Source organism: Streptomyces sp. iso_384, assembly GCF_056172905.1.
This window is the reverse complement of the sequence record NZ_JBWBTT010000001.1, coordinates 4,019,427-4,032,949: the sequence shown is the minus strand read 5'-3', so window position 1 is coordinate 4,032,949 and position 13,523 is coordinate 4,019,427. Positions and strand designations below refer to the sequence as shown.

Here is a 13,523-nt window from a genome sequence, read left to right as displayed (position 1 = left end):
CCCACGTGGAATATCGATTGCTTGCTACGGAGAGTCAGATCTTCGGGGCCATGCGATGGCGGTTTGGATGGGCACGAAGTCGAGGCGAGGCGAGTTCCAGGGTCCGGGTGTCGCGTCCGGCGCTCATGTGGTTGAGCCAGCGTTCGTACCAGTCGAGGAAGGCGGTGGCGGAGGAGACGTTGGGTCCCCAGAACCCGTCGCTGTTGCCGATGAGGACGCGGCCGGTGAGGGGACCGGTCACGGCGATGACGCATACGTCTGTGCAGCCCATCTCGATGACGTGGAGGAAGAGATCGCGTCCGTGGGCCCTGGGTTCTGTGCGTTCGAAGCCGCGGGGTGTCCCTGGTTCTCCACGCGGGTTCATGACCAGCAGGGAACACCGCTCCAGCGGCATGAGGCCGTAGAACGGCGCCGCGCCTGAGCCGCCGATGTGCGTGAGGAACTGGGTCGGGCAAGGATTCGACCAGCCGCAGCACCGTACTGCGGCTGACGGACACGCCGAGACTCTCGCCATGCGGGCCCCGGCCCGACCGGCGAGCGCGAGGCCGACCGCGGCCAGCGTCGACCGCAGGCGCTCGGTCTGTCGGCCGTACCGACGGGTCAGCCCGTAATCTGCTCGACGAAGGTCCGCCGCCCGCACGAGATGACCGGGCAGCGGAACCTCCGGACCCGCAGGCAGAGGACGCCCCGTCTACCACCGCTCGCCATATCAACGGGAAACTGGAGGTAGGAGCTATGAATCCCCGCGACCAGCTTCCACAGTCAGGGCAATCGGACCCGGCCGCCATCCTCTGCGCCTCGATGCGTACCGCTTCGTCGGTCACGTCGACCGACAGCACAGCCACGTCCGAGATCGACGGGAACAGGCCTGATGAGTGATTCCTGATGCGGCTTGACAAACTGCCTCAGGAATCACTCGTTCGGCGGCCGTGGGAATGGAGCGCGTGCGAGCGGGCCTCGTCCGGGTGCCACAGCGGGTGCTCGACGGCCGCCCAGACCGGGTCGACCGTTCCCGTGCGCATGCCGCGGCGGGACTCCGGGTCGGCGAGGGCCTTGCCGATGTGCCCGGCGAGCACGATGCCGACCGCGAGAGCGAGCCAGTCGTGCACGAAGGTCGCCGCCGTCCGCCAGACCAGCGGGGTGAGGCCGGTGAACCACATCAGCAGGCCGGTGCCGAGCAGGACCAGGACCGCGCCGGCGATCCAGGCCGCGTACGTCTTCTGCCCGGCGTTGAACTTGTCCGCGGGCCGGGACGCGGCCCTGCGGTCACGGCGCAGGACGGCGCGCAGCCACCGGCGGTCGTGCGGGCCGAACCGGTTGAGCCGGCCCAGGTCGGCACGCAGGGCGCGGGAGGCGAGGCCGAGCAGCAGCGGCGCCGGGACGAGGAGCCCCGACCAGATGTGGACGTCTCTGACCAGGTGGCGGCGGCCGACGAGTTCGGCGAGCTGGGGAACGTACAGGCAGGCCGCGGTGGCGACGCAGGTCAGGGTGAGCCAGGCCGTGGTGCGGTGCACCCAGCGCTGGGCGGCGGTGAACCGCGGGACGCGGGTGGTGGGTTCAGACGGTGGGGGCATCGTCACGTCCGTTCGAGCGGCCGACCCAGGCGTCGACGTCGTAGCCGCGCTCCTCCCAGTAGCCGGGCACCACCTCGGGGGTGACGGTGATGCCGGAGAGCCACTTCGCGGACTTGTAGAAGTACATGGGTGCGACGTAGAGGCGGGCGGGGCCGCCATGGGTGTGACTGAGGGGTTCGTCGCGCATCCGCAGAGCGACCATGACGTCGTCGCGGCGGGCCTGGTCGAGGGTGAGGCTCTCGCTGTAAGCGCCGTCGAAGCAGGTGAAACGGATGGCCCGGCCCCGCGCCTGGACGCCGGCCGCATCGAGGATGCGGGAGAGCGTGACTCCCTCGAACGCGGTCTGCGGGACGCGCCAGCCGGTGACACACTGGACGTCGCGCACCACCCGGGTCTGCGGCAGGGCCCGCAGCTCGTCGAGGGTGTACGAGCCGGGCCGGTCGACCAGGCCGTCCACGGTGAGGCGGAAGGTCGCGGCGGTCTTCTCGGGGACGGACGAGACCACGGAGTAGTACCGGAATCCGCCGCCGTTGGGGAGCAGGCCGGTCAGGCCGGTGGGGTCCTTCCGGGCCGCGGCCCCCAGGAATCTCTCCAGGCCGCCTTGGAGCATGGGCGCGGCGGCCACCCCGACGGCGCCGAGTCCGAGCATGCCGAGGAGGATACGGCGGCCTACGGGGGCGCCGCGCTGTTCCGGTCGTTCTTCATCCACGCCTCGATTCGACACCCGGGGTGGCCGGAAGGCCAGGGAATGGGGGCGGACGTCAGAATTCCGTCATGTCCCAGGACCCGGCTCCGGGGAAGAGCCGGGCACGCGGCCGGTACGGATCTCCTGCGCTCGCTGCATGCCGGACTCCGAACCCGGCCAGTACGCGCCTCCTGCGAAAGATCCGCTGCAGCACCAACCAGATCACCGACATCGTGAAGGCCGGTCTCGTCCTTCACGACGCCTCGACCTGAGGTTGGAAAAGGCTCAGTGAGTCGTTGAGCCGGAGGCTTGGGCGGGGTGGGGTAGTCAGTGGTTGGGTGTGCGGGCGGTTGAGGCTTGTTGGGTGTCCGCGCCGGAGCTGACGTGGCGGTGTTCTTCTTGTGGGCCGTGCCAGTCCAGGCACATGACGGTGGCGTCGTCTTCGAGGCGGCCGCCCGAGGCGTCGCGTACGGCGGAGGTCAGCATCAGCGTGGTTTCGCGTGGGTGCAGGCTCCGGGTCTGGCGTAGCAGGTCGGCCATGTCGATCTTCTCTCCGTGACGTTCGAGCATGCCGTCCGTCAGCATGAGCAGCCGGTCGCCGGGACGTAGGTCGAGGGTCTGGATGCGGTAGGGCCGGGGTGGGGCGAGGGCCAGCCCGAAGGGCTGGTCGATCTGGCAGGTGATGGTTTCCACCACGCCTGCACGCATGCGCAGAGGCCAGGGGTGGCCGGCGTTGACGAGCTTCGCCTTCCCGGTGTGGAGATTGATGCGCAGCAGCTGTCCGGTGGCGTGGCCATGTCCGTGGGTGGTCAGGGCCTGGTCGCCCTGGTGGGCCTGTTCGGCGAGGGTGGCTCCGGCGCGGCGGGCTCTGCGCAGGGCGCCCACCAGGACGGTGGCAGTCAGGGCTGCGTCGAGGTCATGGCCCATGGGGTCGGTCACCGACAGATGCAGGGTGTCGCGGTCCAGCGAGTAGTCGAACGTGTCGCCGCTGAGGTCCTCGGAGGGCTCCAGGCTCCCGCTGAAGGTGAACTGCGCGGCCTCGCAGGACAGGGCCTGCGGAAGCAGCTGGTACTGGATCTCCGCTGCCAGGGTCGGGGGCCTGGTGCGCTTGCCCCAGGTGTAGAAGTCGGTGAAGCGCCCGTTGGCGATCACGACGTACGCCAGTGCGTGAGCGGCTTCCCCGACAGCGTGCACAACATCTTCCTCGCTCCTGTCGGCCGGCAGGAGCAGTTCCAGCAGTCCGATCGCATCTCCTCGGTTGGTCACAGGAACGATTACCCGCTGCTCCCGCCCGGCGGGCTCGTGATGCGGCCGCTGAGTGCGGATCACCTGCTCGTAGACGCTCCCGGACAGAGGGATCCGCTCCGTTTCCCCGCCGGTGCCGGTGCCGGTGCCGGTGGTGGTGGCGGTGGAGAGCCGCGCGAGCGCTCTGCCGGTCAGATCCACAATGAGGAACGAAACCTTCGTGGCCGCGAAGCGCCTGCGCAGATCCTCCGCGACCACGGCCACGGCCTCAACCGGCGCCGCCATCTCCGCCGCCGTCAGCAGCCGGGGAAGATCGCTCGGACGACGGCTCATGGCCGCGGCTCCCTTCCCGGAGGTCTGGCCCCGCTGTGCCCCGCCGCGCAGTCGACACTCCTCGCGCCTGCCCTGCGCTACGCGGTGATCGATGCGAGCCATCCGCAACAGGGATCCACGCGTACGGTCCATTGCGTGACGGTCCTGCAGTCAACTGTTCCAGTCTGAACCTCAATGTGCTCTTTGTCCGGACGAAGGTCTTGCCGGGCCTGGCTGGGGTCGTGGTGCTATCGGGTGAGGGAGGCGCTGACGGTCTTGCCGCCGGTGGGCCGGTGGATGACCGCGGTGGTGCGGGCGATGTGGGTGACCATGCGCCAGCCGAAGCCGCCGGTTGCGCCGGTCAGGTCGGGGGTACGCATGCGCGGAGCCTGTGGGCTGGGGTCGTCGACGGCCACCTCGATGAGGTCGGGGTGGGCGGTCATGCGGAGGATGTAGGTGCCGCCGCCGTGCCGCAGGGCGTTGGTGACCAGTTCGGAGACGACCAGGAACACGGTGTCGGCCGTATCGGGCGCAAGAGCGGGCTCCCGGAGGGCCTCGGGGAAGATCCGGGCCTTCTCGCGCGCATCCGCAACAGTGGACGTGGGGCGGACAGCGGCAGCGTCGACGCGCATCGTATTCGTCAGGTTCGTCCTTGTCTCCTCGGCTCGTCGCTGCCCGGCCCGGCCCGGCCTAGGTTGCCCGTGTGCCCCGTCCCGCCCCGCCCAACCTCGCAGGGGTCGATTACCTGTGTGCCGAGATATCGAAAATCTATGTCGGTCACGGTAGACATTCGGTGGAGGCGTGGTTATGGTTTCTCTCGTAGTCAAGGAAGTCAGCAGGGCCCGGCAGAGACGAACTGCCGGGCAGCAGCACACGTAGTTGCAGTGCGCAGGACGGTCCGGTGGTGGATTTCCGAAGCCAGTTCTTACAGGAAGGCGACGGGCTGACGGCCGGACCAGGTGGCTCACAGTGATCAGGGGCCGCCGCGAGAAGTACCGCAGTTCACACAACGATGGATCCAGCAGTGAACTGGGAGCAGTACCTCGGTGAAGGCGTCGGCTGCGGGCGCGCGCACCGGGAGGTTCGGCAGTGGGGTTCCGAGCCGGAGCAGATGCAGGACGGGCGACGGGACTGGCTGCCGAAGAGTGACGCTGCCACAGGTCACTGAGTAGGACGCAGTACCAGCTGTACGCAAACAGTTGATCAAGAGGAAGAGCGGAGGAGTTGGTCGCCATCAGGATCGCCCGGGTGTATGACGTGGGCCCGGGTACCGCAGGACATCGATAGTGAGGTGGTCTCCGGTCGAGCAACCGCGATCCCCGCAGCCCCCGACCTCTCCCCCTGGGGCGGGCATGCGGAAACAGAGAGCCGGCGCAGCCGATCACGCCCGGCCGATGGTGTAGCAGTTCCTTCGGGGCCCTGGTGCCAAATGGTGCCAGGGCCCCTCCGGGGTGTGTTCCGCAGAGAGGTGCAAGTGACAGCAGGCGATTCGTTCGGCCGTCTCAATGACGACGACTGCCCCGCCTACACCATGGGCCGGGCCGCCGAAATGCTCAACACAACACAAAGGTTCCTCCGCGCGATCGGCGAAGCCCGCCTCATCACCCCGCTCCGCAGCCCCGGCGGCCACCGCCGCTACTCCCGCTACCAGCTGCGCATCGCCGCCCGCGCCCGCGAACTCGTCGACGCTGGCACCCCCATCGAGGCCGCCTGCCGCATCGTCATCCTCGAAGACCAACTCGAAGAAGCACAGCGCATCAACGCCGAACACCACCGCACGACCGACCGGCCAACCTGACGGCTCGCGCCCGCCCTGCCCGGAACGCAGCAGCTCCGGGCAGGTGATCGAATCTGCGCGCCGCCCGGACCGCAGAGATCACCTTCCGGCAACACGAAGGCCCTGATCCTTTGCAGCAGGTCAGGACGTTCATCGCCTCGGGGGAAGCTGGCGCGGCTGCCGGGCGGAACCGGAGCCGCCGACCGCACTGAGCCCGACATGGGATCCGGGCCAGTCAGCGCGCCAACGTCAAGCGCAGGCGCAAAGGCAAGGCTGCCTCAAGTTCTCAGGGCATCCGCACACCGGCATCGCAGGTACCGCCGGCCAACCAGCGTCACGCCCTCCACCAAGGCCTGCTGAACCCATCAGACAGAAGGGCGCTGCGGGACAGGCTGGGGGCGCCGTTCCTCTCGGCACGGCTTCCCGTGCCCCGCCCACCCCCAACGCGGACGCTCGGCGCTCCCGGGCGACTCCAAGGTTCTCCAGGACCTGAACGCTTCAGCGAAGCAGGAGAGGGTGCGCCTGGGGCATGTGACACTCCCGAGTGGCTTTGTTCACGAGAGTGGGTTCTGGCTCAACTTCTGTGATGTGAACGGTCACGCCGAACTCTGGACGGTGCTGTGTCCGGCGTCTCGCAGGTCAGGCCCGTGGAGCATGCTCCTGGAGGAGGCACTCGCTCTCCGAACCACAGACGTTGAGCCGGAGCCCGACTTCGGGAGGCGCCTTAGAGGTAGCCGTTCGATTTGGACGTCGAGCCTGCCGGGCGGCGGACGCGCCTCAGTCTTGGCCGGGGTTGCAGTGCGGCCGGATTCTCGGCGGCCTTACTCCGACGTGTTCTTGTTGGAGGCCATGTCCACCAACCTGGCCACTGCACCTGTCTCTCCGTTGAGGTTCGTAGTGGAACCGGTGGCCCCTCGAGCGGGTCGCCCGTGAGTGCGTCGATACCGCCATCTCCGGCTTCTTGCAGGATGCGGTTAGGCCCAGCAGTGGGCCCGCCGTCAGCAAGGGCGGGGGCAGCGCTGGCCGGCAGAGCCGCGCCAGCAAGCGCGGCGGCAGTGATGATCTTCATGCGATGACCGGCGAGGAATCCGGCAGCGGGACCCCTGCGAGCCTCCAGCCCGCTCAGGCCAAGAGCAGGTAACGCTGGGACGTGCTTGGCCTGTTGCTGGGGGAGGAGGCGCGGATGTGCGGTCCTGTCGGTGCGTGAGTGCCGAGGGCCCCAGTAGAAGATGTGACCGTAGAGGGAAGGTTGTGCCCTTCTTGTGCCTGTTTGTTCCGCGAACTCGGCAGGGGTGTCATGACCTTGTAACTGTCCTTTCGTCACGATCACCGCAGCAGGCAGGGTGTTGATCGACCGAGTGCATAGCCGTGCCGCGCAATGAGCCCGCTGGCCGCACATCAGTAACGCTCACAGGAAGAGGCCACATGCTTAGCAACCACCGCAAGTCCGTCCTCACCGCTGCCGCCCTGATCGCTACGACAACGCTCCTCACGGCCTGTCAGGACGGTGGCTCCGGGGGCGACAAGGCGAACACCTCCAGTTCCTCGTCCTCGGAAGCGAAGGCGATGTCCGGCAGCGAGAACAAGGCTTCTGGCAGCGACGAGGAACAGCCCGACAGCACCGCTGGGAACAAGTCCGACGGCAAGAAGGTGACCGGCACCTGGTTCGGCACGGTTTCCTATCTCGCCCCCGGCAAGTACACCGTCTCCGATCTCAAGGACACCAAGCAGCAGTTCTTCACCTCCACGGACACCGACATCCAGGGCGCCGGGAAGATCTGCGGGGACGCGGCCGGCCAGGCCGCCACGCCCTGCAGCGAGGACGAGCTCGAGGCCGCCGCCAGGGACGGAGTCTCCGCCACGGTCAAACTGAAGAACGGCATCGCCGTCAGCGTCATCGAGGACCACTCCGGCAACGAGGACGGCAAGACGTCCGGCCTGTGGAGCGGCAAGCTCGCCTACCTGGCCCCGAACAAGTACTCCGTCGTGAACGACGAGGGCCGGCGGGCGTTCGTCACCTCCACCGAAACCGTCATCAACGGAGCCGGCTTGATCTGCGGCGACCGCGAAGAGATCAAACAGTGCACCGAGGACGAGCTCGAGGCCGCCGCCAAGAAGAGCGTCGACGTCGTCGTCAAAGTCGACCGCGGCATCGCCGTCACCATCGACGAGAACCACAACTGAGCCGTCGTCGCTCAGTCAGGGGCCGTTCCCGTCCGATGTTTCATCCCGGGAACGCCGGGCCACAAGACCGGTCATCCCTAGGCGAATCATGGCTTCGGAGCGGTTGGGCAGGGTTTAGTAGTCGCGGGCCATGCACCGGTGGAGCATGAGCCAGCCGTAGGTTCGCTCGACCGCCCACCGCTTGGAGAAGAGGGTGAAGCCCCTGGTCCCGGGTTTGCGGGCGGTGTCCGCGTCGCCCCACGCCGTGCGGATGTCCGGGTGGTTGGCGGCGACCTGGTCGGGTAGTGCGGTCCCGGCCGCGGAGTCCTGCACGCCGGCTGCGGGGATTGGCGTGGCCAGGAGAAGTCGGAGTGGGTCGGTGGCGATGCTTCGCTTCCGTCCGGCGATCTTCTTGCCGGCGTCGATACCCTGGCCTGTCACGGGGATGCTGCTGGAGGTCTTGGCGCTTCGGGCGTCGATCACGCAGCCGTCTGTTCTGCGTCCCGACCTTCTTTCTCTCGCAGAGGCTGCCGGAGCAGGCCGTTGAGCTGTGCGAACGCGCCCCCGTCGGCCCATTCGGGTAAATGGCCGTGGGCGGTGTTTCAATGCGGGAGGTAGCGCCACTGGACCCCGGTGCGGTCCACGCACAAGATCGCGTCCATGACATCGCGCAGGTCGTGCTCGGCCGGCCGGCCGAAAGCAAGGGCCCTGCCACGGCGGTCGAAGCGTCACGCGGCCAGGACCGACTCGATCAACTCCCGGCGGGCATCGGACAGATCACTCGGATACGGACGTCGCCTCGCGCTACCTTCGGCGCACCGCGCCGGACCGTGGTCCCGCTGTCGGCGCCGGCTACCGATGTCGCCACCGTCGAAGACGACGCTGGGGACGACGTATGGCAGAACGCCGTCGGTGTCGACGGGGTCCGTGACGACTCGGTAGTGCCGCTGCCAGTTAAGTGGCCACGTGGCAACCCCGGTCCTCATCGATCACCGCCGCCTGCGCCGCCCGCCTGAAAGTGCGGGGATGAGGTTCCCTCACGAGATTTCGTTGCCCTGGGTGATGTGCCGTTACTCTCCGAGAGTGGCTCTTGCTCGCGAGGTGGTGGTCGCTCGTGTACGTCAGTGGTGCAACAGCAGCACGCCACGCCCGCTCCTCGGCGGGAAGTCCTGGTGCGAGTCCGGGCTGACGTCCCACGCTCGGAAAGGGCGGTTTTCGAAACCGGGCCCTTTCCTTCCGCCAGAGCCCGACTCCGGTGCGGGGCAGCGGGTCCACGGAGGATGGTGGGTCATCTCTTGTCGGCGCATGCCTCCGCCTCCGCCAGATACCGCGTCACCGGCCCCAGCGTCAGCATCCCGCTCGCTCCGCCCGCGTCCTCGGAGCGCGCGGCGCGCAGGGCCGTTGCGGCGCGGGCGGCCACCGGGCGCTCGCCGAGGCGGACGGCGGCGTGGGAGGTCAGGCACCAGAGTGCCTCCTGCATGTGGTCAAGGGGTGGTGCGGGCGTCATCTTCAGGGCGGTACGGGCCTCTTCGTCACGGTGGCGGGCGAGCAGCACCAGGGGGCGTGTCCAGGGGTGGTACGGGCCCCAGTCGAGAGCGGGATCGGTGGGCGCCGGACGGCCGTGCAGGAGGCGCAGGCCCAGGAGGGCGAGGGCGAACAGGCCGCGGTGCAGCCCCGGCATGCCCCCTGTCGCGGCAAGGGCGCCTTCGGCGGCGCGGTAGTGCGCCGCAGCCGTGGCGACGGCCGGTCCGCCCGTCGCGGTGCTGTGTGCGGCCGTGACCCGGGCCCGGAACCAGGCGGTGAGTACGGGGACGAGAGAGGCTTCGGTGCTGACGGCGAGTTGCTCGGCGGCCTCGGCGTGTGTGGTCGCGGCGTCGAGGTCGCCGAGAGCGGAGGCGGACTGCAGGCGGATGAGCCGGCCCAGCACGGCGAAGTTCGGCAGTTCGTGTCGGGTGGCGAGGTCGAGGATCTCGGCCCCGGTCACATCCCGTGCAGCCGCGAGCCCGGGCCGGGTGAAGGACTGGAGGAACACGCCGTTGAGGGCGAACACGAGCAGGGCGGGATCACCCAGCTCCCGGGCGAGCGCCTCGGCCTCGCGCGCCGCCTGCCCGGCGCGCTTCCGTTCGACCGCGGACAGATCGGCGGTGCGGCTCTCGACCGCGACCGTGGCCAGCAAGCGGGCGCGCAGTTCGGCGGGGCCGTCGGTGCCGAGCGCGGTGAGTGTGCGGTTGGCCGCCGCGACGACGGCGCGGGACTGCTCGGGGTCGTCGGCCCGGCTCCAGAGGGCGGGCACGTCGTAGGCGCCGATGACACGGGCGGTCAGGGCGATGTCGCCGGTGCGCTCGGCCGCTCGGACGGCGGCGAGCCGGTCGCGCCGCGCGTGGATGAGGGCATCGCCACCCGCCAGGGCCAGGGTGCGGGCCAGTTCGACGGTGGTGCGCGGGCCGAGTCGTCCGCCTGCGGCCCACACGGTACGTGAGGGCTGAAGCTCTGTGGCTCCGTGGAGGATGTCCGTCTCCAGGCGCCGGAGGCCGGCACCGGGATCGAGCCCGAGCTGGTCCGCGAGCATCCTGCGGGCGCGGCGGAGGGTGTCCAGTGCGTCCGCCTGACGGCCCGCCCGGTGCAGTGCGCGGGCCAGCAGCCCCCAAGCCGGCTCACGCCAGGGGTGCTCGGTGACGTGGGCACCCAGGTCGGCGACCAGCTCGGCTCCCGATCCGGCGTCGAGGAGGAGGCCGGCGCGCAGCTCCACCCCCTCCAGCCTCAGCTCCTCCAGCCGGGCCCGTTCGCGCTGCGCCCACGCCGGGCCGGTCACGTCGGCGTAGGCGGCCCCACGCCAGGATGCGAGGGCCGCGTCGAGGCCGGTCAGCGCATCGGCAGTGTGCCGGGCGCGTGCCAGGGCGTCTTCGAACCGGTGGACGTCCACGGCGTGGCGCGGCAGGCGCAGCGCGTAGCCGGGGCCTTCCGTGACGAGGAGCTGCGGCGGGGTGCGAGGTGGTCGGTCGGGTTCGATGGCGCGGCGCAGCGCGGCGATGAACGTTTGCAGCGCCCCCAGGGCCCGCACCGGCGGCTCGGCCCAGAGGTCGTCCACGAGGGTGTCGGTGGAGACCGTCCGTCCCCCGGCGGCGACAAGCCGGGCGAGGACCTCACGGTGGCGGGGCCCTCCCAGGTCGACCGGGGAGCCGTCGTCATGGAGGGCCCGCACGGCACCTAGGACGTCGATTCGCATGTTCTCCATCCTGCGTGCCGCGGCCCGGCGGCGCCGAAACGTACTGATCGGCTGCTGATCGCCGTCGTCCACGCTGGCCCTGTCACTCCCGGACCAAGGCCTTGGCCGGTCCTCCGCCCCAGGAAAGGGCCTTTCATGACTCCGACCATTCCCGGCTTCGACCACGTCCGTCTGCCCGGCACCGCGGGGGTGGAACTCGCTGCAGCCGTCGGCGGCAGCGGCAGCCCCGTCGTGCTGCTGCACGGCTTCCCCCAGACCCACCTGATGTGGCGGCACGTCGCCGAGCGGCTCGTGGGCGAGCACACGGTGATCTGCCCCGACCTGCGCGGCTACGGCGCCAGCGACAAGCCGGCGGCCACCGGCCCCGAGGTGTACTCCAAGCGCACCATGGCCGCCGACGTCGTCGCCCTGGCGGCGGCGCTCGGCCATGAGCGCTTCGCCCTGGTCGGCCACGACCGGGGTGCCCTGGTCGCCTTCCGGGCAGGACTGGACCATCCCGAGACGCTCACGCACCTGGGCATCCTCGACATCGTGCCGACCCTGGACATGTGGAACGTCCTGCACGGTGTCCCGGCGGCGGTCGGCTACCACCTGTTCCTCATGGCACAGCCGCCCGGGCTGCCGGAAACGATGATCACCAACAGCGCCGACGCCTTCTTCGGCTCCTTCCTCGACGCCTGGGCCGGCAACCCGGCCGCCATGCCGGACCCCGTCCGGTCCGCCTACCTGCGAGCGAGCGCCGCGGCCGTCCCCTCGATCGTCGCCGACTACCGAGCCTCGGCGGGCATCGACGTGGCACACGACCAGGCGGACCAGGACGCCGGTTCGCAGCTCGCCATGCCCGTGACCGTCCTCCAGCAGGACTGGGGCGCGCGACTGGGCTACGACGCCGCCGAAGTCTGGCACGCATGGGCGCCGGACCTGGAGCACCGACTGACCAGCGCCGGACACTTCATGGCCGAGGAGGCGCCCGACGAAATCACCGAGGCGATCCGCGACCTGCTGCTCCGCTGAGCCCCTGCCCGGGCCAGAGGAGACCGAGCCCCGAGATCCTGTTGGCCCATGGCCGGCGCGCGCGTCAGCAAGCGGCGTTGCTCGAACTCCTGGTCGCCCACCACGACGCCGTCCTCGTTCCCGAGCGGCCCGGGGGAGCAGGACGAGCTGCGGTCGGCTGTTGACCGGATCGAGAAGAGGAATCCCAGCCGGCGGTGCCGGGAGCGGGTTCGTCCTTGATGGCGCCTCGGTTGGTAGTTCGTGGCCGGTTCTGATCGTTCATGTCCGTGTTCTGTCACGGTGGGTCCGGCGGGCACAACCCGCCTTGCTAGGCGCCTGTCTTGAGATGTGAGGGACCGCTGTTCGTTGTTCTCAGCCCCATCAGTCCCACCAGCCCCATCAGCCCCATCAGCCCCACGATTGAAGGACTTGCATGCGTATCTCAGATTCCCGTAGCCGTATCCTGCGCGGCGGTACCGCCGCCGCAGCCGCAGCGCTGGTGGCGGTGGCCGCCGTGCCGGCGTTCGCCGCCGCCCCGGAGCCGGATCTCGGTGTCGGGACGATCGCGCCGGTCGAGGGGGTTCAGCCCGGAAGCTCGCTCTCGACCCCGCTGACCTTCCTCAACAAGGGGACGGCGGTGGTCCCCGAGGTTTGGGTGACCTACGCGGTGTCGTCGGGCCTGAAGGCGGACGAGACGTACAAGAACTGCACGTACTACACCGTCCCCTCGTACGACGAGATGCCCGCGTCGAACGTCGCTTCCTGCAAGATCGACCAGCCGCTGAAGCCGGGTGTCGTCTACGGCACGGCGAAGCCCGTCTCGCTCAAGGCGCTCGGCTCCGCGTTCCGCGAGGATCTGCGGGTGACGATCGGCACCGACGCGCCGGACCCGGGCGACGGCGGCTCCAGCGACCCCGTGCCGGGCACAGGCGACCTGCTCACCCTCGTGCAGAAGGCTCCGGCCACCGACACCGACCGGCAGAACCACCCCGAGCCCGTTGCCCAAGCCGGCGTGAACGTTGCGAACACCGCCGACTTCGCCCTGACCGGCGCCGAGGCGAAGGGCAAGGTGGGCGACAAGGTCACCGCGACGGTGAAGTTCGCCAACAAGGGCCCCGCCCGCGTCCAGGGCAACCGCGACGAGAGCGTCACCACCGTCGACGTCCACATCCCGAAGGGCACCTCCGTCGTCAAGGCCCACGGCTACTGCGACGCGGTCACCGAGACCCACTACCGCTGCGGCACCTCCCAGTCCTGGGTCGACGTGGACGGCGGTGAGAGCTATCCCTTCGTCCTGCGCATCGACAAGGCCGTCGGCCGCACCACCGGCGAGGTCGCCTTCACCGGTCAGGAGCGCCCCTTCGACCAGAACGCGGCCAACGACACCGCGCAGATCCTGATCGATACGGGCAAGGGCGCCGGCACCGCCAGCGGCTCCGCTGTCCGGCAGAGTTGACGGCACGCCCTTGACGCCGACGTCTCCGCCCCGCGTTGACGTCGGCCAGGCCGCCGCGGGCGCTGCCACAGGCCGGGTGGGACAAGCTGAGA

At 69.6% G+C, this 13,523-nt stretch carries 8 protein-coding genes and 3 pseudogenes; 4 read left to right on the top strand and 7 right to left on the bottom strand.

The annotated features are described in order from the left end of the window. Window positions 1–34: 34 nt before the first annotated feature. From AC0VY3_RS17965 to AC0VY3_RS17945, 5 genes and pseudogenes are all read right to left on the bottom strand, one after another. A pseudogene (locus AC0VY3_RS17965) lies at window positions 35–445 on the bottom strand (SMI1/KNR4 family protein); the annotation flags it as partial. 460 nt (window positions 446–905) lie between these two features. Then, a complete protein-coding gene (locus AC0VY3_RS17960) occupies window positions 906–1,574 on the bottom strand; it encodes a cytochrome b/b6 domain-containing protein (protein WP_475550022.1) in 669 nt (222 codons plus the stop codon). Further along, window positions 1,558–2,223 carry a molybdopterin-dependent oxidoreductase gene (locus tag AC0VY3_RS17955; protein ID WP_475551698.1) on the bottom strand — a complete coding sequence of 222 codons (666 nt, stop codon included), beginning with the start codon at window positions 2,221–2,223 and terminating at the stop codon, window positions 1,558–1,560. The genes AC0VY3_RS17960 and AC0VY3_RS17955 overlap by 17 nt, the downstream gene beginning before the upstream one ends. Before the next feature lie 363 nt (window positions 2,224–2,586). Then, the gene (locus tag AC0VY3_RS17950; RefSeq protein WP_103512656.1) at window positions 2,587–3,837 is read right to left on the bottom strand and encodes a PP2C family protein-serine/threonine phosphatase; all 1,251 of its coding nucleotides are present in this window, start codon (window positions 3,835–3,837) and stop codon (window positions 2,587–2,589) included. Between the two features lie 227 nt (window positions 3,838–4,064). Beyond that, a complete protein-coding gene (locus AC0VY3_RS17945) occupies window positions 4,065–4,448 on the bottom strand; it encodes an ATP-binding protein (RefSeq protein WP_475550021.1) in 384 nt (127 codons plus the stop codon). An 842-nt stretch (window positions 4,449–5,290) separates the two neighbouring features. Between AC0VY3_RS17945 and AC0VY3_RS17940 the strand changes: the two genes are divergently transcribed. Together AC0VY3_RS17940 and AC0VY3_RS17935 are read left to right on the top strand one after the other, a co-directional pair. Further along, complete coding sequence (locus AC0VY3_RS17940) at window positions 5,291–5,614, top strand: helix-turn-helix domain-containing protein (protein ID WP_103512658.1); 324 nt, start codon at window positions 5,291–5,293, stop codon at window positions 5,612–5,614. Window positions 5,615–7,018: 1,404 nt separating this feature from the next. Continuing rightward, window positions 7,019–7,777 (top strand): hypothetical protein, encoded by a 759-nt coding sequence (locus AC0VY3_RS17935; protein WP_181011113.1) that lies wholly within the window; start codon window positions 7,019–7,021, stop codon window positions 7,775–7,777. A 15-nt stretch (window positions 7,778–7,792) separates the two neighbouring features. Here the strand turns inward: AC0VY3_RS17935 and AC0VY3_RS17930 are convergent. Together AC0VY3_RS17930 and AC0VY3_RS17925 are read right to left on the bottom strand one after the other, a co-directional pair. Beyond that, window positions 7,793–8,532, bottom strand: a pseudogene (locus tag AC0VY3_RS17930) (transposase). A gap of 512 nt (window positions 8,533–9,044) precedes the next feature. Further along, window positions 9,045–10,982, bottom strand: coding sequence for a BTAD domain-containing putative transcriptional regulator (locus AC0VY3_RS17925; protein WP_475550020.1), 1,938 nt, complete (start codon window positions 10,980–10,982; stop codon window positions 9,045–9,047). 135 nt (window positions 10,983–11,117) lie between these two features. On the opposite strand from AC0VY3_RS17925, the gene AC0VY3_RS17920 reads away from it, so the two are divergent. Both AC0VY3_RS17920 and AC0VY3_RS17915 read left to right on the top strand, forming a co-directional pair. Next, on the top strand, window positions 11,118–11,996 hold the full coding sequence (locus AC0VY3_RS17920) for an alpha/beta fold hydrolase (RefSeq protein WP_103512660.1): 879 nt from the start codon (window positions 11,118–11,120) through the stop codon (window positions 11,994–11,996). 412 nt (window positions 11,997–12,408) lie between these two features. After that, window positions 12,409–13,413, top strand: a pseudogene (locus tag AC0VY3_RS17915) (peptidase); the annotation flags it as partial. Window positions 13,414–13,523 lie beyond the last annotated feature (110 nt).